Source organism: Streptococcus mitis, from assembly GCF_026782865.1.
Taxonomy (GTDB): Bacteria; Bacillota; Bacilli; order Lactobacillales; family Streptococcaceae; genus Streptococcus; species Streptococcus mitis_CG.
This window is the reverse complement of the sequence record NZ_JAKUXK010000010.1, coordinates 61,864-82,806: the sequence shown is the minus strand read 5'-3', so window position 1 is coordinate 82,806 and position 20,943 is coordinate 61,864. Positions and strand designations below refer to the sequence as shown.

Here is a 20,943-nt window from a genome sequence, read left to right as displayed (position 1 = left end):
ATGAACAATGTAAATGGGATGACCCATAAAAATATACAGGAGGCCTGATAAAATGGCAATCGTTTCAGCAGAAAAATTTGTCCAAGCAGCTCGTGACAACGGTTATGCAGTTGGTGGATTTAACACAAACAACCTTGAGTGGACTCAAGCTATCTTGCGCGCAGCAGAAGCTAAAAAAGCTCCAGTTTTGATCCAAACTTCAATGGGCGCTGCTAAATACATGGGTGGTTACAAAGTTGCTCGCAACTTGATCGCTAACCTTGTTGAATCAATGGGTATCACTGTACCAGTAGCTATCCACCTTGACCACGGTCACTACGAAGATGCACTTGAGTGTATCGAAGTTGGTTACACTTCAATCATGTTTGACGGTTCACACCTTCCAGTTGAAGAAAACCTTAAATTGGCTAAAGAAGTTGTTGAAAAAGCACACGCTAAAGGTATCTCAGTAGAAGCTGAAGTTGGTACTATCGGTGGTGAAGAAGACGGAATCATCGGTAAAGGTGAATTGGCTCCAATCGAAGACGCTAAAGCAATGGTTGAAACTGGTATCGACTTCTTGGCAGCTGGTATCGGTAACATCCACGGTCCTTACCCAGCAAACTGGGAAGGTCTTGACCTTGATCACTTGCAAAAATTGACAGAAGCTCTTCCAGGATTCCCAATCGTATTGCACGGTGGATCAGGTATTCCTGATGAGCAAATCCAAGCAGCTATCAAACTTGGTGTTGCGAAAGTTAACGTTAACACTGAATGCCAAATCGCATTCGCTAACGCAACTCGTAAATTTGCTCGTGACTACGAAGCAAATGAAGCAGAATACGACAAGAAAAAACTCTTCGACCCACGTAAATTCTTGGCTGATGGTGTAAAAGCTATCCAAGCATCAGTTGAAGAACGTATAGACGTATTCGGTTCAGAAGGTAAAGCTTAATCTAGCTGAACCATACAAAATGAAACCCGCCTGTGAAGGTGGGTTTTTTAGTTTACAGAAAAGTTATTTTATCGTACATAAAAAAGCAAAAATAACTCGAAGTTTTTTGCTTTTTGTTTTAAGAACTAAATATTATTTCTTGTCTTTTGAGTTCATTAAGGCTGCAACAACTGTTGCCCCAATAATTGGTGCAAGTGAACCAATGATTCTAGAAGCATTTTTAACAGTAGAGGTGGTTGCAATTAACGAAGATGCTTCACTAATTTGTTCAAAATCTACTGATTTATTCTCAGACACCGCATATTTTTCTGATTCATCAAAAAAATTTAGCAACAACTCTGCTCTATCAGCTCTGTCTTGATCTGTCGTTTTTAAATTTTCAATTTCAAAATCTATTACGGTACGTAATGCAATATAATGGAGTTTAGTTAATCTACTTTTTTGAGTTTCAAGATTTCTGATGGTTTGTTTAGTAACTCCTATAAGATTGCTGAGATCTGAACTTGTCCAATTCAAAATCTCTCGAATAGCTTTTAAGTTGTTTTGTAGAATTGCTCTTGTATCTTCTGTTGATGGATATTTTTCTTTTAACATATCTTCTTACCTATAATTTTCTATTTCTATTATAACAAAAATAAAATATAATTTAAATAGTTGTCTACGATAAAATATTTTCTAAAGACAAAAATAAAATATTTGCATAAAATTCTTGACAAGATAAAAATTTTGTACTATACTATGCTTATCTAAATAAGAGGAGTGTTTTTATGGATATTCAATTGGGGTTTATCTTATTGTTAATTTCTTTGTGTATCTTTCTATTGGTTAGAAAGAACATAATTACAAAAAAGTTTACGGACTTTTTGATAAACAATAAAGGATCAGAAATAAATTTTTTAGAGACTAGTGAATTAAGTGTTTTAGAAGGTGCAAAAATACTGAACAAAAAATATAAAATCGGATTAATTAATTCATATATTGTAGTTAATTCAATAAAAGTCAGATGAAATCGGAAAAAAGGGAAAAAATGAAAATCAATATGGAAAGAATCGAAACACGAGCACAAATCATTTTAGACCGAACAAAAAGAATATCAAAATCTGCAGGTAATAACATACATAAAGCCGGGAAAAAGTGTCTAAATTTTGTAGAAAAACATCCTGAACTTATTTCTATAATTACATTGGTTTCTATAAGTTTGTTGGCTAATAAAAATGTTCATAATCAAAAATGGATTAATGATTTGGAAGATACAGAGCAAATCCAAACACTAGGTGATTCAACTTTTTCTGAACTGGTACAAGAAGAACAAAATATTAATCATAATTATCCTGATGAGAGAAAAAATCCTGATACTCATGTTTATCGTAGAAACGAAAAAAATTTTGTTAGGGGCGGTACTGATGAAGATAAACAAAGATTCAAGGAAGAAAATAAAAACTTGTTTTATTCTTAATTAATCTATTTTTGCTTTTTAATAAATATGTATATACATTTTGATAATAATTTTTAACTTATATTTAAAGATTTATAGTTATTCTTGTTGAATGTTATATATAGACTATTTTGTATAAAATAAACTTTACTTTAAATATTTTACAAATTTACAAAAAAGGAGAAAAAATGACAGATAGATTCCCTGACGTTGATTGGTTTTGTGATTACTGTGGAAGTTATTTAAACTCTCAAACAGGTTTTTCTGATTATAAATATATTTGGAAATGTGAGGAATGTGGTAGAAAAAGTAGTATCTCATCTGATAATATTTTTGAGTTTTAAAGGAGGATTAAATTATGGCAAAACTATACGAATGTAGAGAGTGCTTACAACAGTTTACAAAAAAGGAAATTGATTGGGAAGCTAGTGATGAAAGATATGAAGATTACTACTGTCATGACTGTTCAAGATTTCTAGAACAGTGTGGGATTGATGCAATGGATCCTGATGGATTTGGATACGATGATTATGGTAATTGGGATCAAGAACGTTTAGGTTTTTAGATTTTTTACTTACTACAATAGATATGTTTTTATCTTATTTAACAAACTAACCCGCCTGTGAAGGTGGGTTTTTTGTTTCTTGATATAGACAGATTATACAGGAAAATTCTTAAACTTAAGTTGCTAAAAGAGTCTAATTTTTGTACAATAATGCTATGAAAATACTGAAAAAATCAGCCCTTGTCCTTCTTAGTTTCCTTATCTTGTTTTTAGTAGGGACATTTATCTTTCATCGTATCAGCTTAGAAAAGGAACAAGCCTCTCTAACTCCTATGGGGCAACAAGTTCTCGTCAATGGACATCAAATAAATGTTTACGTTGAAGGGGATGGTCCTGAGACTATAGTAGTTCTCTCAGGTGCTGGAATTGCTTCCCCAATCTTGGACTTTAAGAATGTTTCGGATTCCTTATCAAAAAAATATAAGGTGGTCATCGTGGAGCGGGCTGGCTATGGTTATAGCGAGGATAGTAATCAATCCAGAGATGTGATGGAAGTTTTGTCTGAGACACGTCAAGCTCTATCACAAGCAAATATATCAGAACCTTTTATCATTCTGTCTCATTCCATGGCTAGTCTTGAAAGTCTGGCTTGGCAGGAAAAGTATCCTGATGAAGTGAAAGCCTTGATTGGTCTGGATTGGGCACTGCCAGCAAGTTATGAGGATTTAAAGGATAATCAGGCCTTGCTTACTGTGGCTTATTGGAGCAGTAAGATTGGATTATTACGCTATTTCCCTGAGTCCTTTTATATAAAAAATCCAACTCTGACTGAAACTGAACGACAACAATATAAATTACTAGCATATAAGCAGTTGATGTCACAAGCCATGCTGCATGAATCCCGTTTGGTAAAGGAAAATACCAAGAAAGTTCCATCTAGCATTAATCCGAAAATTCCAGCCTTACTCCTAGTTTCTAACGGTGAAGGCACGACCTTTAGCCAATCAGAATGGCAACATTATGCAGATAGATTTGCAAGCGACCAGTCTAATGTTCAAGTCATCTATATGGATGCGCCTCACGAACTTTATCATTATCAAAACGATGCTATTGTTTCTCGCATTAAAGAATTTTTAGAGAATAATTGAGGCCTTTAAAAATCCATTAAGACTAATGATAATAATTGAAAGGAATGACTTATGAATAATTCTTATATTTTACTTAGACATGCTCATTCAAGATTTTCAAGTGATGATTTTAATAGAACTTTGTCAGAAAAAGGATTTTCATCTCTTGACCAGTTAGAGTTTTTGAATTCTTTTAATATTGATTATTATTTTTCTAGTCCTTATAAACGAGCATTTGAAACGGTTAATAGCTCGCCAATTCAATTTGATAAAATAGTTCTTGATAATCGGTTACGGGAGCGAAAATTATCTTCAACCTTTATAAAAGATTCTGAGTTTGAAGACAGTATTAAATATTTATGGCAAAATCCCAGTAAATCTCTTTCAGAAGGGGAATCAAATCAAGATGCACTAGCTAGAGTACTAAATTTTTTAATGGAATTGGAAGAGAGATACTCAGAAAAAACGATTTTACTTAGTTCACACGGGAATTTGATAGGAATACTACTACATCATTTTGATTCCAGTTTTGATTATGAAAAATGGGAGCAGATGACCTTTCCAGATTGTTTTCTAATTGATAGAAATGGGATTGTGAAAAGAATTATGAAAGATTAGTTCTTTGATTAAATAGTGATTCATATTGATCAAAATAGTTTGCCTTTTTACAATTCGTAGCCTGCCCCTAAAGGCAGGTTTTTTGGTGTTTTAAGGAGACTATTAATCCAAAATTTTGGACTAATACTCTTCGAAAATCTCTTCAAACCACGTCAGTTTTATCTGCAACCTCAAAGCAGTGCTTTGAGCAACCTACGACTAGCTTCCTAGTTTGCTCTTTGATTTTCATTGAGTATAAAAGTCCCACTTTAAGAGAAAAATTTTCAATTTCATAAGCTTTAGGCAAACGCTTGCATTCTAATTTTTATTGGATTATAATAGGTTGGTATAAAGCCTTTTGTAGTAATAAAATATAGAAGGTTTAGAAAGTAAGGATTTAGAATGTTAGTAGTCAAAAATACAATGTTGCTATTCCTTACCATAGGGAGATAGATATGGCAATGATAGAAGTGGAACATCTTCAGAAAAATTTTGTGAAGACTGTTAAGGAACCGGGCTTGAAGGGGGCATTGCGCTCTTTTATTCATCCTGAAAAGCAGACCTTTGAAGCGGTCAAGGATTTGACCTTTGAGGTGCCAAAAGGGCAAATTTTGGGCTTTATCGGTGCTAATGGTGCTGGGAAGTCGACAACCATTAAAATGCTGACAGGGATTTTAAAACCGACATCTGGTTTTTGTCGGATTAACAGCAAGATTCCTCAGGACAATCGCCAAGATTATGTCAAGGATATTGGAGTGGTCTTTGGGCAAAGAACCCAGCTATGGTGGGATTTGGCTCTGCAAGAGACCTACACGGTTTTAAAGGAGATTTACGATGTGCCAGACTCGCTCTTTCATAAGCGTATGGACTTTTTGAATGAAGTCTTGGATTTGAAGGACTTTATCAAGGATCCCGTGCGAACTCTTTCACTGGGTCAAAGGATGCGGGCGGACATTGCAGCTTCCTTGCTTCACAATCCCAAGGTTCTCTTTTTAGATGAGCCTACCATTGGTTTAGACGTTTCGGTCAAGGATAACATTCGTCGGGCTATTACCCAGATCAATCAGGAGGAAGAGACTACCATTCTCTTGACCACTCACGACTTGAGTGATATTGAGCAACTTTGTGATCGGATTTTTATGATTGACAAGGGGCAGGAGATTTTTGATGGAACGGTGAGCGAGCTCAAGGAAACCTTTGGCAAGATGAAGACACTCTCCTTTGAACTGCTACCAGATCAAAGTCATCTCGTCTCTCACTATGAAGGCCTGCCTGATATGATTATTGATAGACAGGGAAATAGTCTCAACATTGAATTCGATAGTTCCCGCTACCAGTCAGCTGACATTATCAAACAAACCCTTTCTGATTTTGAAATCCGCGATTTGAAGATGATGGATACGGATATTGAGGATATTATCCGCCGCTTCTATCGAAAGGAGCTCTAAAATGGTCAAATTGTGGAGACGTTATAAACCCTTTATCAATGCAGGTGTTCAGGAATTGATCACCTATCGAGTTAACTTTATTCTTTATCGGATTGGGGATGTCATGGGGGCTTTTGTGGCCTTTTATCTCTGGAAGGCTGTCTTTGATTCTTCGCAAGAGTCTTTGATTCAGGGCTTTAGTATGGCAGATATCACCCTCTACATCATCATGAGTTTTGTGACCAATCTTCTGACTAGGTCGGATAGCTCCTTTATGATTGGGGAGGAGGTCAAGGATGGTTCCATTATCATGCGTTTGTTGCGACCGGTGCATTTTGCGGCCTCTTACCTTTTCACTGAGCTTGGCTCCAAGTGGCTGATTTTTATCTCTGTTGGCCTTCCATTTTTAAGTGTCATCGTGTTAATGAAAATCATATCTGGGCAAGGGATGGTAGAAGTACTGGGATTAACTGTCCTTTATCTTTTTAGCTTAACGCTAGCCTATCTGATTAACTTTTTCTTTAATATCTGCTTTGGATTTTCAGCCTTTGTGTTTAAAAATCTTTGGGGTTCCAATCTACTCAAGACTTCCATAGTGGCCTTTATGTCTGGAAGTTTGATTCCCTTGGCTTTCTTTCCAAAGATTGTTTCAGATATTCTGTCCTTCTTGCCTTTTTCATCCTTGATTTACACTCCGGTCATGATTATCGTTGGGAAATACGATGCCAATCAGATTCTTCAGGCGCTCGGTTTGCAGTTTTTCTGGCTCTTAGTGATGGTAGGCTTGTCTCAGTTGATTTGGAAACGAGTCCAGTCATTCATTACCATTCAGGGAGGTTAGTATGAAAAAATATCAACGCATGCATCTGATTTTTATCAGACAATACATCAAACAAATCATGGAATACAAGGTGGATTTTGTGGTTGGAGTACTGGGAGTATTTCTGACTCAAGGCTTGAATCTCTTGTTTCTCAATGTCATCTTTCAACACATCCCATCCCTAGAAGGTTGGACTTTTCAAGAAATTGCCTTTATCTATGGTTTTTCTTTGATTCCAAAGGGATTGGACCATCTCTTTTTTGATAATCTCTGGGCGCTAGGGCAACGCTTGGTGCGAAAAGGAGAATTTGATAAGTATCTGACACGTCCTATCAATCCTCTCTTTCACATCCTAGTTGAGACCTTTCAGATTGATGCCTTGGGTGAACTTTTGGTCGGAGGCCTTCTGCTAGCGACAACAGTATCTAGTATTGATTGGACTCTTCCCAAATTCCTGATTTTTCTAGTCTGCATTCCTTTTGCGACCTTGATTTATACTTCCTTGAAAATTGCGACAGCCAGCATCGCTTTTTGGACCAAGCAGTCAGGCGCCATGATTTACATTTTTTATATGTTTAATGACTTTGCCAAGTACCCGATTTCTATTTACAATTCTCTTCTACGATGGTTGATTAGCTTTATCGTGCCATTTGCCTTTACGGCCTACTATCCTGCTAGCTATTTCTTGCAGGACAAGGATATAATCTTTAACATCGGAGGTTTGATGTTAATTTCTCTGCTTTTCTTTGTCATTTCCCTTAAACTTTGGGATAAGGGCTTGGATGCCTACGAAAGTGCGGGTTCGTAAATAATAGAATACCAAAGCCTTGTCTCATGACAGGCTTTTTCTGATAGAGATGAAAATTTCTTGACACCTATTCTCAGAGCGCTATACTGTAAGTGTAATCACCGATTTAGCTCATACTCTTCGAAAATCTCTTCAAACCACGTCAACTTCCATCTGCAACCTCAAAACAGTGTTTTGAGCTGACTTCGTCAGTTCTATCAACAATCTAAAAGCAGTGCTTTTAGCAACCTGCGGCTAGCTTCCTAGTTTGTTCTTTGATTTTCATTGAGTATTAGTTGCTAGAGCAAGACACTCGTAAAGTCTAGGTTACAGGTGAACATATGACTGAGGATTTGAAAAATTAGATATGTAGAAAATAACCGTTAAGCCTAGTTCTTATCGGTTATTTATGTTCTTTAATGGTGTTGACATTGCACTAATGGTATCTATCTTTGTGATTCTGGTAGTGGTTCAACTTGATTGCTACCATTTTTGATGGTGTGAATGTGCTGATAATGTATTTCAGTTAAGTACGAAATTTTTATATCATTTTTAACACACCTTAAAAATAAAATTAACACACCTTAATTTTCCTTGACTTAAATTTTTTTAATTGATATACTATTTTTCAGAGAGCTAACAATTATATATAAATGTACTACTCTATTTCCTAGATAATACTTAGTAAAACTTTTTATAACAAAGGCTAGCAAAGTTAAAGTTTACTATCTATTGGAAATTAAATAAATATGTAAGGAATTAAAATGAAAAAAAGTACAGTATTGTCATTAACCACAGCTGCAGTTATTTTAGCAGCATATGTCCCTAATGAGGTAGTCTTAGCAGACACATCTAGCTCTGAAGATGCTTTAAATATCTCTGATAAAGAAAAAGTAGTAGTAGGTAAACAAAAAGAAAACAAAGAAAAACATGAAGATATTCATAATGCTGTAGAAACTTCAAAGGATACTGAAGAGAAGAAAACAACAGTTATTGAGGAAAAAGAAGTTGTTAGTAAAGAATCTGTGATAGACAATAAAACTAACAATGAAAAAACAACAATCAAAAAAGAAGATTCCAATCAATACAAAGGAGATAATGCAGACTCGTCTGCAAGTAAAGACACAGAAAATCATCAAAAAGAAGATAAACTTGTCTATATTGCTGAATTTAAAGATAAAGAATCTGGAGAAAAAGCAATCAAGGAATTATCAAATCTTAAGAATACAAAAGTTTTATATACTTATGATAGAATTTTTAACGGTAGCGCTATTGAAACGACCAAAGATACTCTGGACAAAATTAAACTAATAGAAGGTATTTCATCGGTTGAAAGGTCACAAAAAGTCCAACCTATGATGAATCATGCTAGAAAAGAAATTGGAGTTGAAGAGGCAATCGATTACCTAAAATCTATCAATGCACCATTTGGGAAAAATTTTGATGGTAGAGGTATGGTCATTTCAAATATCGATACGGGGACAGATTATAGACATAAGGCTATGAGAATCGATGATGATGCTAAAGACTCAATGAGATTTAAAAAAGAAGACTTAAAGGGTACTGATAAAAATTTCTGGTTGAGTGATAAAATTCCTCATGCTTTCAATTATTATAATGGTGGTAAAATTACTGTAGAAAAAGCTGATGATGGAAGCGATTATTTTGATCCACATGGGATGCATATTGCTGGGATTCTTGCAGGAAATGATACTGAAAAAGATATCAAAAACTTTAATGGAATAGATGGAATAGCGCCTAATGCACAAATTTTCTCTTATAAAATGTACTCTGATGCTGGATCTGGATTCGCAGGTGATGAAACAATGTTTCATGCTATTGAAGATTCCATCAAACACAATGTCGATGTTGTTTCGGTATCATCTGGCTTTACAGGAACAGGTCTTGTAGGTGAAAAATATTGGCAAGCTATTAGAGCGTTAAGAAAAGCAGGCATTCCAATGGTCGTAGCTACAGGTAACTATGCGACTTCTGCTTCAAGTTCTTCGTGGGATTTAGTGGCAAATAATAATCTGAAAATGACCGACACTGGAAATGTAACACGAACTGCAGCACATGAAGATGCGATAGCAGTTGCTTCTGCTAAAAATCAAACAGTTGAGTTTGATAAAGTTAAGATTGGAGGAGAAAGTTTTAAATACAGAAATATAGGAGCCTTTTTCGATAAGAATAAAATCATAACAAACGAAGATGGTTCAAAAGCTCCTAGTAAATTGAAATTTGTATATATAGGCAAAGGTCAAGACCAAGATTTGATAGGTTTGGATCTTAAGGGCAAAATTGCAGTAATGGATAGAATTTATACAAAGGATTTAAAAAATGCTTTTAAACGAGCAACGGATAAGGGCGCACGCGCTATTATGGTTGTAAATACTGTAAATTACTACAATAGAGATAATTGGACAGAGCTTCCAGCCATGGGATATGAGGAGGATGAAGGAACTACTAGTCAAGTTTTCTCAATTTCAGGAGATGATGGTGTAAAGTTATGGAACATGATTAACCCTGATAAAAAAACTAAAGTCAAAAGAAATAATAAAGAAGATTTTAAAGATAAATTGAAGCAATACTATCCAATTGATATGGCAAGCTATAATTCTAATAAACCGAATGTAGGTGACGAAAAAGAGATTGACTTTAAGTTTGCACCTGACACAGACAAAGAACTTTATAAAGAAGATATCATAGTTCCAGCAGGGTCCACATCTTGGGGACCGAGAACGGATTTACTTTTAAAACCGGATGTTTCAGCACCTGGTAAAAATATTAAATCCACTCTCAATGTCATTAATGGTAAATCAACTTATGGTTATATGTCAGGGACTAGTATGGCAACTCCAATCGTGGCAGCTTCTACTGTTTTGATTAGACCAAAGTTAAAGGAAATGCTTGAAAGACCTGTATTGAAAAATCTTAAGGGAGATGACAAAATAGATCTTACAAGTCTTACAAAAATAGCCCTACAAAATACTGCACGGCCTATGATGGATGCGACTTCTTGGAAAGAAAAAAGTCAATACTTTGCATCACCTAGACAACAGGGAGCAGGGCTAATTAATGTTGCCAATGCATTGAGAAATGAAGTTGTAGCGACTTTCAAAAACACGGATTCTAAAGGTTTAGTAAACTCTTATGGTTCTATTTCTCTTAAAGAAATAAAAGGAGATAAAAAATATTTTACAATTAAGCTTCACAATACATCAAACAGACCTTTGACCTTTAAAGTTTCAGCATCTGCTATAACTACAGATGCTCTAACTGACAGACTCAAACTGGATGAAACATATAAAGATGAAAAATCTTCAGATGGGAAGCAAATTGTTCCAGAAATTCACCCAGAAAAAGTCAAAGGAGCAAATATTACATTTGAGCATGATACTTTCACTATAAGCCCAAATTCTAGCTTTGATTTAAATGCGGTTATAAATGTTGGAGAGGCTAAAAACAAAAATAAATTTGTAGAATCATTTATTCATTTTGAGTCAGTGGAAGAAATGGAAGCTCTAAACTCCAATGGGAAGAAAACAAATTTCCAACCTTCTTTATCGATGCCTCTAATGGGATTTGCTGGGAATTGGAACCACGAACCAATCCTTGATAAATGGGCCTGGGAAGAAGGTTCAAAATCAAAAACAATGGAAGGTTATGATGATGATGGTAAACCAAAAATTCCAGGAACCTTAAATAAGGGAATTGGTGGAGAACATGGTATAGATAAATTTAATCCAGCAGGAGTTATACAAAATAGAAAAGATAAAAATACAACATCCCTAGATCAAAATCCAGAATTATTTGCTTTCAATAACGAAGGGATAAACGCACCATCATCAAGTGGTTCTAAGATCGCTAAAATTTATCCTTTAGATTCAAATGGAAATCCTCAAGATGCTCAACTTGAGAGAGGATTAACACCTTCTCCACTTGTATTAAGAAGTGCAGAAGAAGGATTGATTTCAATAGTAAATACAAATAAAGAGGGAGAAAATCAAATCGACTTAAAAGTCATTTCGAGAGAACACTTTGTTAAAGGGATTTTAAACTCTAAAAGAAATGATGCAAAGGGAATCAAATCTTCTAAACTAAAAGTTTGGGGTGACTTGAAATGGGATGGACTCATCTATAACCCTAGAGGGAAAGAAGAAAATGCACCAGAAAGCAAGGATACTAAAGATCCTGCTACTAAGATAAGAGGTCAATTTGAACCAATTGCAGAAGGTCAATATTTCTATAAATTTAAATATAGATTAACTAAAGATTACCCATGGCAGGTTTCCTATATTCCTGTAAAAATTGATAATACAGCCCCTAAGATTGTTTCGATTGATTTTTCAAATCCTGAAAAAATTAAGCTGATCACAAAGGATACTTATCACAAGGTAAAAGAGCAATACAAGAATGAAACTTTATTTGCGAGAGATCAGAAAGAACATCCTGAAAAATTTGACGAGATTGCCAACGAAGTTTGGTATGCTGGAGCTGCTCTTGTTAATGAAGATGGAGAGGTTGAGAAAAATCTTGAAGTAACTTATGCAGGTGAGGGTCAAGGAAGAAATAGAAAACTTGACAAAGACGGAAATACCATTTATGAAATTAATGGTGCAGGAGATTTAAGAGGAAAAATCATTGAAGTCATTGCACTAGATGGCTCTAGCAATTTTACAAAGATTCATAGAATTAAATTTGCTGATCATGCTGATGAAAAGGGGATGATTTCCTATTATCTAGTAGATCCTGATCAGGATTCATCTAAATATCAAAAGCTTGGAGAGATTGCCGAATCTAGATTTAAAAATTTAGAAAATAGAAAAGAGGAAAGTCTTAAAAAAGATACAACTGAGGTAGAAAGTCATCAAGGAAATGAAGAGGTTACCGAAGAAAAATCTAGCTTTACTATCAATAAAGCCATTTCAACAATTAGAGACTTTGAAAGCAAAGATTTAAAGAAACTCATTAAAAAGAAATTTAGAGAAGTTGATGACTTTACAAGTGAAACTGGTAAGAGAATAGAGGAATACGATTATAAATACGATGATAAGGGAAATATCATTGCTTATGACGATGGTAGTGCCTTAGAATATGAAACTGAAAAACTTGACGAAATAAAATCAAAAATTTATGGTGTTCTAAGCCCGTCTAAAAATGGACACTTTGAAATTCTTGGAAAGATAAGTAATGTTTCTAAAAATGCCAAGGTATATTATGGCAATAATTATAAATCGATAGAAATCAAAACAACCAAGTATGATTCACATTCAAAAACGATGACATTTGATTTATACGCTAATATTAATGATATTGTGGATGGATTAGCTTTTGCAGGAGATATGAGATTCTTTGTTAAAGATGATGATCAGATAAAAGCTGAAACTAAAATTAGAATGCCTGAAAAAAATAAGGAAACTAAAGCAGAATATCCGTATGCATCAAGTTATGGGAATGTCATAGAATTAGGAGAAGGAGATCTTTCAAAAAATAAACCAAACAATTTAACAGAAATGGAATCTGGTAAAATCTATGCTGATTCAGAAAAACAACAATATCTATTAAAGGATAATATCATTCTAAGAAAAGGCTATGCACTAAAAGTGACTACCTATAATCCTGGAAAAACGGATATGTTAGAAGGAAATGGAGTTTATAGCCAGGAAGATATAGCAAAAATCCAAAAGGCCAATCCTAATCTAAGAGTCTTATCAGAAAAAATAATTTATGCTGATAGTAGAAATGTTGAAGATGGAAGAAGTACTCAACCAGTATTAATGTCGGCTTTGGACGGCTTTAACATTGTAAGGTATCAAGTGTTTACATTTAAAATGAATGATAAAGGGGAAGCAATCGATAAAGATGGAAATCTTGTGACAGATTCTTCTAAACTTGTATTATTTGGTAAGGATGGTAAAGAGTACACAGGAGAGGATAAGTCCAATGTAGAAGCTATAAAAGAAGATGGCTCTACGTTATTTATTGATGCAAAACCAGTAAATCTTTCAATGGACAAGAACTACTTTAATCCATCTAAATCTAATAAAATTTATGTACGAAATCCAGAATTTTATTTAAGAGGTAAGATTTCTGATAAGGGTGGTTTTAACTGGGAGTTGAGAGTTAATGAATCTGTTGTAGATAATTATTTAATCTACGGAGATTTACATATTGATAACACTAGAGATTTTAACATTAAGCTTAATGTTAAAGACGGTGACATCATGGACTGGGGAATGAAAGACTATAAAGCAAACGGATTCCCAGATAAGGTAACAGACATGGATGGAAATGTTTATCTCCAAACTGGCTATAGCGATTTGAATGCGAAAGCGGTTGGAGTACACTATCAATTTTTATATGATAATGTCAAACCAGAAGTAAACATTGATCCAAAAGGAAATACTAGTATCGAATATGCTAATGGAAAATCTGTAGTCTTTAATATCAATGATAAAAGAAATAATGGATTCGATGGTGAGATTCAAGAACAACATATTTATATAAATGGAAAAGAATATAAATCATTTGATGATATTAAACAAATAGCAGATAAGACACTAAACATTAAGATTCTTGTAAAAGATTTCGCAAGAAATACAACCGTAAAAGAATTCATTTTAAACAAAGATACGGGAGAGGTGAGCGAACTAAAACCTCATACAGTAACTGTGACCATTCAAAATGGAAAAGAAATGAGTTCAACGATAGTGTCGGAAGAAGATTTCATTTTACCTGTCTATAAGGGTGAATTAGAAGAAGGATATCAATTTGATGGTTGGGAAATTGCTGGTTTCGAAGGTAAAAAAGACACTGGCTATGTTCTTAATCTATCAAAAGATACCCTTATAAAACCTGTATTCAAGAAAATAGAGGAGAAAAAGGAGGAGGAAAATAAACCTACTTTTGATGTATCCAAAAAGAAAGATAACGTACAGGTAAATCCTAGTCAATTAAATCAAAGTCATAGAAAAGAGGACTTACAAGGAGCAAATCATTCACAAAAACCTGATTCAACTAAGGATGTCACAGCTACAGTTCCTGTACAAGTAAATCATAGCAAAATAGATGGAAGTCACAGAAAAGAGGACTTACAAAGAGTAAATCATTCACAAAAATCTGATTCAACTAAGGATGTTACAACTACAGTTCTTGATAAAAACTTTGAAAATAAGAAGGAAGTCCATATTAATGAACCAGAGAACATAGCTAATAAACATACTAACATTGATAGTAAGTCGGATACTAACCATTCTGATAAGTTGCCAAAAACCGGAACGGTTAGAGCAGCTCTTACACCATTCCTTGCTGGAATATTGTTTATAGTAGGAGCGCTTCTTGGATTGAAGAAAAAAGATCAAGATTAAGATAAAAACTGTAGATGAGAAAATGACTGAAGAGTTGAGAAACTAGATATGTAAAAACAGCCGCTAAAAATTTTTAGCGGTTGTTTTTAACTGTTTTTATAAGTAATTGGAAGGCTTCTAATAGTTGTTCTTGACTCGTTTGTGGAAGTTGAGTTAATTGATCAGCTAATAACTCTAGATGTGGATTCTTTGGGTTTATACGGCTTTCAAATAGCTCTGATGGTGTGATATTAAGAGCTGTGATAATCTTTTCTAGTGTATCGATTTTTATATTTGAACCCTTTGTTTCAAGGTTGGAAATATAATCTATGCCGACACTAGCCTTTTCACTGAGATTTTGCTGACTTAAATTTTTTTCTTTTCGTATGCTTCGTATTCGTTGTCCGATATATTTTTGTAAATGAATTGATTCCATAAGCTACCTCGTTTCATTACCATGATACAAGGAAGTAAACTGTAAAATAACCCACACACAAACAAAATTTTAAAAAAATATTGCCTATAAACTAAAATTGTGTTAAAATAGTGATGTAAAATATATAAAATTGCATGATATACTACATATATCATAGTTTGACTTAACAGTCAAACCAATCCTATTAGATCTTACGAGGAGAAAATGATGAAAAAATTGCAAACCCTAACAACTTCAACAGCTATTGCACTTGCATCAGTTGGTGGAACTGTATTCGCTCAGGAAGCGCCTACTTCAGCGCCTGTTGACACAACTGCTGTCAATGAACCTGCACTTGTTGCTAAACCACATGAGAAAACTGAAGTTCCTGCACCTTCTACAGTGAAACCTGCGCTTGATGCACAAAAAGAAGTCGTTAAGACTGCTGAAACTAAGGTTACGACTGCTGAAGCTGATGTGAAAGCAAAAGAAACTGCTGTCGCTTCTGCTGAGAAAGAAGTAAAAGACGCAACTCAAGTTGTCAAAGATGCTGAAGCAACTGCTTCTCAAGCAACATCTGAAAAAGTTGCTCAAGTTAAAGACGCTCAAGCTAAGAACTTTGAAGCTCAAACTGCTAACCAAAAAGCAACTGAAGCTACAAATGAACAAATCAAAGCTGAAACTAAAGCTCTTGCAGAAGAACAATCAGACGTGGCAACTGCTCAAGCAAATCTTGACCAAGCGACTAAAGATGTCCAAACAGCTGAACAAGCTGTCGCAAGCGCACTTAGCTTGAAAACTGAAGCTGAAAAAGTCTTGGCGGACGCAATGGCTACACCACTTCAAGCTCAAGTTGCTGAAAACAACCTACGTTTGGCAGAAATTGCCCTTGAAAATGCTAAAGCAAGTGAAGCAGTCGCTAACTTCTCAGCAAATCTAGTTGACAAGAAAGCTGCTCTTGTAGAAGCTCAAACAGAACTTGAAGGAGCGAAAGCTGTTCAAACAACTGCGTCACAAGCTCTTGCAGATGCTACAGCAAAACTTCAAGCTCAAGAAACTGTCGTCAACAATTTGACAGCAGAAAGCAAAAAATTGATTGCTGAAAAAGATGCACTTGTAAAAGAATCCAAAGAATTGGCTGAACAATTGCAAGCCTATTTGGACGCACCTGTTAAACTCGCTACAGCAAAAGCTGCTCAAGCCAAAGCTGCTCAAGCCAAAGCTGAAGCTAAATTGGCACAAGCAAAAGCTGACTTCCAGACTGCACAATCTACTCTTGAAACTGTTCAATCTGCATACCGTACAGAACACGCTAAGTTGCTTGAATTGCAAGCAGAATATGATAACCTCGTTGACCTTGCAGAAAAAGCTCAAGAAAACGTTGTTGCCAAATTGCCTGACGGAACAGTGATCGCTGTCCCTAAAGTAGCTCCAACTGCTGAAGCACTTCCAGAAGTCAATGTTGAAGAATTGAAAAAAGCTCTTGCAACTGGCAAAGAAGTAACTTTGGACTCTCAAGGAAAAGTTGTTGTGAAGGAAAAGCAACAAACATACTCATCACCTGCTGTTAAAGCAGTAGAAAACGAAAAAATGAGTTACTCACGAGTAGAAAAAGTAAAAGCTTTACCAAATACTGGCGAAAAATCAAGTGTTGCGATGTTGGTACTCGGTGCAATTCTAGGAACATTTGGACTTGTAACAGTACGTAGAAAAAATTAGAATAATAAAAAAATCTTCTTATTACAGATAGGAAGATTTTTTGGATTCTACTGATTTCACAAAATACGGTATCGAACTATATATTCAAAATTGTGCTTTTTACAATTATAGTAAAAACTCAAGACTTATTTGATGAAGTACAGTCTATATGAAATATGATAAGTAAATACGCCTATTAGATTTTTTATAAACATAATATAAGTGAATAATATGAAAGGATAGCTCCTTTTCATTATCATAGTTAGACTATAAAAATATATAAAATTATTAAAAATTATGGTATAATTTGTTTTAATAAACTAAATATAGAGTTTAATGGATGATTCTATTGATGCCAATATTTTAGGATTAGCTGATTGGTTTTCTTTTGAAAGTGCATCCATTCATGGATACTGACAAATTTTGTGAATTTGTTTAAAATATAGTGAAAAATGGGAGGAATACTATGACTAAGAAAAATTTTGAAGAGGGAAATGATCCTAAATCAACTGTCTCGAAGGGAGTGAAAGGATCTTCTCCAGCTACAATTAGGAGCAAGGTATTTAAAATAAAAGTCTATATTGGCATTGCCATTAGTCTTTTGGTTGTTGCAATCCTAGCAAGTATCTTCTTATTCTCATCTAATAAGGCAAATAAAGAGTCAAGTCTAGCATCGTCTGTAACTTCAACTAAAGAGTCAACAAGTCAGACATCTACAAACCAAGGAAAAACAGATGAGACTGATAAGGATAAGCAAGAGAAAATCCAGAAACTCAAGGATCAACTGACTGATTTAGATACCAAGATTACTGAAGCAGAAGCACTTGTTAGCAAGCTAAAAGAAGAAACTGCAGTTCCGAAACTGGATATTGAAGCACTAAGAAATAATGATTTATCAAGTTTGAAAGGTACATGGCGTAGTCAATCTGGCAATGAATACATTATTAAGAATTCTGGAGAAGTAGATGCCACTTGGTTTACAAATGATCAAAAGTACGAATCTGTAGTTGAATTAAAGATATCAAAAGGTCAAGATAGTCGTAACCCTGAGACAGCTTCTCTCAGTGCATGGGTAAAAGATTCTGTTGCTGGAGGATTTGTAGTAGTTGCTGTTCCAAGTGGAGTTGTTATGAAACCTGGTGATGATGGAAAACTAACAGATAAAAGCAATCATGACGAGGAGAGACTGTTTGCAGGACAGCAGTATGAAGCGATGTTGTCGAGACCAGAAGATGTTTACTATCGTGTAAAACCAGATACTAGTAAACTTGAGGAAGAGGAGAAGAATTTAGCTCAACTACAGGCTGAACGCGAAGCAATCAAAACTTCTCTAGAATCTAAGGAAAAGAAAAATACGAACTAGAAAAAACTAGTTTAGAATCTAACTTTCGATTGTTTTAGTTCGGAAATACTGTTAAATAGCTAGAATGAAGAAGCTCATTAGGGCTTCTTTTCTTTTATCTTAACTATTGAACCACTTAGACTGAGATAGAGACCAGATAGGCAACAGAGCTTGTTCTTGAAACTGACCTCTGATATAATAATTTTTGTAAGAGATGCGAGCGTCGACATCAGACAAGTCAAGTTCATAAAAAAGTAATGGGAGATAAAAATGAAAAAATTATTAGGTATTGGATTCTTGCTAGTTTCAGCTTTGATTTTGTATTTTGGTTCTGTTGGATGGCCAAATTTAGACATTAATCTTTGGTCATTGTTTCCTATTGGTTTGTTTCTCTTTTTCACTCTAGAGAATTTTTTAAAAAAAGATTACAAGGCTAGTCTGATGTGTTTGATTATTGCCTTTATCATCGCCAATGCAATTTTGGACCTTTTACCAATTTCAAGTGGCTTGGTAATTGGAGCGGGCGTACTAGCTTGCATTGGTATTGGATATCTCTTTCCTGATAAAGATAAAAAAGAAGACAAATAGAAAAGGCCTCGAGATTTCTCGAGACCCTTTTTTACTTACCAGCGTAATATTTTTGAATTCCTTTCACGATACCTGCTACAAGCTTATCTTGATAGTGGCTATCTCGAATCTGTTGATTTTCAGCGAAATTATCTATATAACCTAGCTCTAGGAGGACGGCTGGTTTAGCAGTTTCTCGAAGAACGGCAAAGCTTCTTTCCAATAAACCAGCATCTTTAGCACCAGTTTCAGCTAACAATGAAGAATGGATAGCTGCTGCGAGGCGCTTGCTTTCGCTCATACGGTCAGGATGGTTATGCCAGTATGGGTTGATTTTGCTTGGATAATCAGGTTCATCACTGTAGGAATAGGTTTGAATTCCACTAGATTTTGAGTATGCACTGCCAGTCGCATTGAAGTGAATACTGATAAAGATGTCAGAGTTAGTCTTGTTAACCATACGAGAACGTTCTGTTATGAAGTCTACATCAATATCGCTATCACGTGAAGTGAGAACTTTGTAGCCCAGTTCTTCTAACTTTTTGCGTAATTTACGATAAACCTGCATGTTGAGGTCTTTTTCAGCGACATTGTAATAGTATGCACCTGAGTCTCTTCCCCCATGTCCAGGATCTAAAAAGATGGTTTTACTGTATTGGCCTTTTACAAACCCAACTTCTTTTGAGACCTCAGAAATCCATTGACCATTTTTGTGGAACAGATGGTCTTTACCGTCAATTTTGTAAGTTCCAGAAACATAATGCCCATTATCATCTAAGTAGTAGCGGGCCTTATAAGTGTCGTCGTAAATCCACTCTTTTTTAGCCATATAACCACCAGCTTTGAGGTAATAAGCTCCAATCCATTCTTTTGATGCATACATTCCACCACGCTTCAAAAAGAACCAGCTGTTATAATTTTTATCAAATATCCATTCATTATCAGCCATAGCCCCATTGGTTTTTAGATAATAGCTTCCCGACCATTTATCGGCTAACATAGCTCCATCTTGAGCAAAAGAATACCAAGAACCGCTGATTTTTTCCCATTTGTTTTGGACAAATTTTCCAGATGCGTTCGCATAGAACCAGGTATCTTTAATTTTTACCCAGCTATTTTCAGCCATAGCACCACTATTATTAAATAGGTAGCCCTTAAATGTAGTTGAGCTCAACATGATTCCTTTTTTATCAAAGTAGTACCAAGAACCATTGACTTTCTCCCACTTGTCCTGAGAAATTTTTCCAGAGGATGTTGCATAGTACCAATTTTGGTCGATTTTTGCCCAGCCGTTTGTGGCCATAGCACCACTTTTGGTCAGTAAGTAGCTGTCAAAAGTAGTATTACTAAGCATGATTCCATCTTTGTCGAAGTAATACCAAGAATCAGCAATTTTTTCCCATTTATTCTGAGAAATTTTTCCTGAAGAACTAGCAAAGTACCACTTTCCATTGATGAAGTTCCAACCGTTCTCAGCCATTACTCCATCTTTATTGAATACATAACCATCAAAGGTTGTATTGCTTAGTCGATTTCCATCTTTGTTGAAGTAGTACCACTTTCCTTGGATTTTTTTCCAGTTGGTAACAGGTTTATTGTGTTCGTAAAAGCGCCAGTTATTATTTTCTTCCTGCCAACCTTCTTTGACTTTTTCAACTTTTTTTTCTTCTTTTTTTACTTCAGATTTCTTCTCTTCTGTAGCAGGAGTTTTTTCTTCTTTATTGTCAATTTTAGAAGAATTGTCTGTTTTTTCAACATTCTCTTTCGGTTTTTCTTGGTTTTCGATTTTTGAAGTACTTGAATGAGGAATTGTTACATTTTCTCGTACTGACTCTGCTTTATTTTCTTGAGCCTGGACCGTTGCTTGAGTGTATCCTAAAATAGATAGGGCAACTGTACTAGCGAGTATAATCTTTTTCATTTTTTGTCTCCATATATAT

16 protein-coding genes are annotated in these 20,943 nt (G+C 35.0%); 13 read left to right on the top strand and 3 right to left on the bottom strand.

Annotated features, from left to right (window positions below; translation table 11 throughout):
- The first annotated feature begins 52 nt into the window (after positions 1–52).
- Positions 53–934, top strand: coding sequence for a class II fructose-bisphosphate aldolase (locus MK482_RS06380; protein WP_001019001.1), 882 nt, complete (start codon positions 53–55; stop codon positions 932–934).
- Between the two features lie 132 nt (positions 935–1,066).
- On the opposite strand, the gene MK482_RS06375 is transcribed toward MK482_RS06380, so the two are convergent.
- On the bottom strand, positions 1,067–1,528 hold the full coding sequence (locus MK482_RS06375; protein ID WP_268718273.1) for a helix-turn-helix transcriptional regulator: 462 nt from the start codon (positions 1,526–1,528) through the stop codon (positions 1,067–1,069).
- A 409-nt stretch (positions 1,529–1,937) separates the two neighbouring features.
- Between MK482_RS06375 and MK482_RS06370 the strand changes: the two genes are divergently transcribed.
- From MK482_RS06370 to MK482_RS06330, 9 genes are all read left to right on the top strand, one after another.
- Positions 1,938–2,390, top strand: coding sequence for a hypothetical protein (locus MK482_RS06370; protein WP_268718272.1), 453 nt, complete (start codon positions 1,938–1,940; stop codon positions 2,388–2,390).
- Between the two features lie 167 nt (positions 2,391–2,557).
- A complete protein-coding gene (locus MK482_RS06365; RefSeq protein ID WP_268718271.1) occupies positions 2,558–2,713 on the top strand; it encodes a Sec23/Sec24 zinc finger-containing protein in 156 nt (51 codons plus the stop codon).
- A gap of 14 nt (positions 2,714–2,727) precedes the next feature.
- Positions 2,728–2,934 carry a hypothetical protein gene (locus MK482_RS06360; RefSeq protein WP_004252454.1) on the top strand — a complete coding sequence of 69 codons (207 nt, stop codon included), beginning with the start codon at positions 2,728–2,730 and terminating at the stop codon, positions 2,932–2,934.
- Positions 2,935–3,089: 155 nt separating this feature from the next.
- Positions 3,090–4,022 (top strand): alpha/beta fold hydrolase, encoded by a 933-nt coding sequence (locus tag MK482_RS06355; RefSeq protein WP_268718270.1) that lies wholly within the window; start codon positions 3,090–3,092, stop codon positions 4,020–4,022.
- 51 nt (positions 4,023–4,073) lie between these two features.
- A complete protein-coding gene (locus tag MK482_RS06350; RefSeq protein ID WP_268718269.1) occupies positions 4,074–4,619 on the top strand; it encodes a histidine phosphatase family protein in 546 nt (181 codons plus the stop codon).
- Between the two features lie 434 nt (positions 4,620–5,053).
- Positions 5,054–6,046 (top strand): ABC transporter ATP-binding protein, encoded by a 993-nt coding sequence (locus MK482_RS06345; protein ID WP_136937180.1) that lies wholly within the window; start codon positions 5,054–5,056, stop codon positions 6,044–6,046.
- Position 6,047: 1 nt separating this feature from the next.
- On the top strand, positions 6,048–6,866 hold the full coding sequence (locus tag MK482_RS06340) for an ABC transporter permease (protein WP_136937179.1): 819 nt from the start codon (positions 6,048–6,050) through the stop codon (positions 6,864–6,866).
- Position 6,867: 1 nt separating this feature from the next.
- The gene (locus tag MK482_RS06335) at positions 6,868–7,653 is read left to right on the top strand and encodes an ABC transporter permease (RefSeq protein WP_136937178.1); all 786 of its coding nucleotides are present in this window, start codon (positions 6,868–6,870) and stop codon (positions 7,651–7,653) included.
- A gap of 743 nt (positions 7,654–8,396) precedes the next feature.
- A complete protein-coding gene (locus MK482_RS06330; protein ID WP_268718268.1) occupies positions 8,397–15,002 on the top strand; it encodes a S8 family serine peptidase in 6,606 nt (2,201 codons plus the stop codon).
- Between the two features lie 73 nt (positions 15,003–15,075).
- Here MK482_RS06330 and MK482_RS06325 read toward each other — a convergent pair whose 3' ends face one another.
- The gene (locus MK482_RS06325; RefSeq protein WP_124787786.1) at positions 15,076–15,417 is read right to left on the bottom strand and encodes a helix-turn-helix domain-containing protein; all 342 of its coding nucleotides are present in this window, start codon (positions 15,415–15,417) and stop codon (positions 15,076–15,078) included.
- Between the two features lie 207 nt (positions 15,418–15,624).
- On the opposite strand from MK482_RS06325, the gene MK482_RS06320 reads away from it, so the two are divergent.
- From MK482_RS06320 to MK482_RS06310, 3 genes are all read left to right on the top strand, one after another.
- A complete protein-coding gene (locus MK482_RS06320) occupies positions 15,625–17,115 on the top strand; it encodes an LPXTG cell wall anchor domain-containing protein (protein WP_268718267.1) in 1,491 nt (496 codons plus the stop codon).
- A gap of 445 nt (positions 17,116–17,560) precedes the next feature.
- The gene (locus tag MK482_RS06315) at positions 17,561–18,457 is read left to right on the top strand and encodes a DUF6287 domain-containing protein (protein ID WP_136937174.1); all 897 of its coding nucleotides are present in this window, start codon (positions 17,561–17,563) and stop codon (positions 18,455–18,457) included.
- A gap of 249 nt (positions 18,458–18,706) precedes the next feature.
- Positions 18,707–19,024, top strand: coding sequence for a hypothetical protein (locus MK482_RS06310; protein WP_136937173.1), 318 nt, complete (start codon positions 18,707–18,709; stop codon positions 19,022–19,024).
- A 31-nt stretch (positions 19,025–19,055) separates the two neighbouring features.
- On the opposite strand, the gene MK482_RS06305 is transcribed toward MK482_RS06310, so the two are convergent.
- The gene (locus tag MK482_RS06305; protein ID WP_268718266.1) at positions 19,056–20,924 is read right to left on the bottom strand and encodes an N-acetylmuramoyl-L-alanine amidase; all 1,869 of its coding nucleotides are present in this window, start codon (positions 20,922–20,924) and stop codon (positions 19,056–19,058) included.
- Positions 20,925–20,943: the final 19 nt, after the last annotated feature.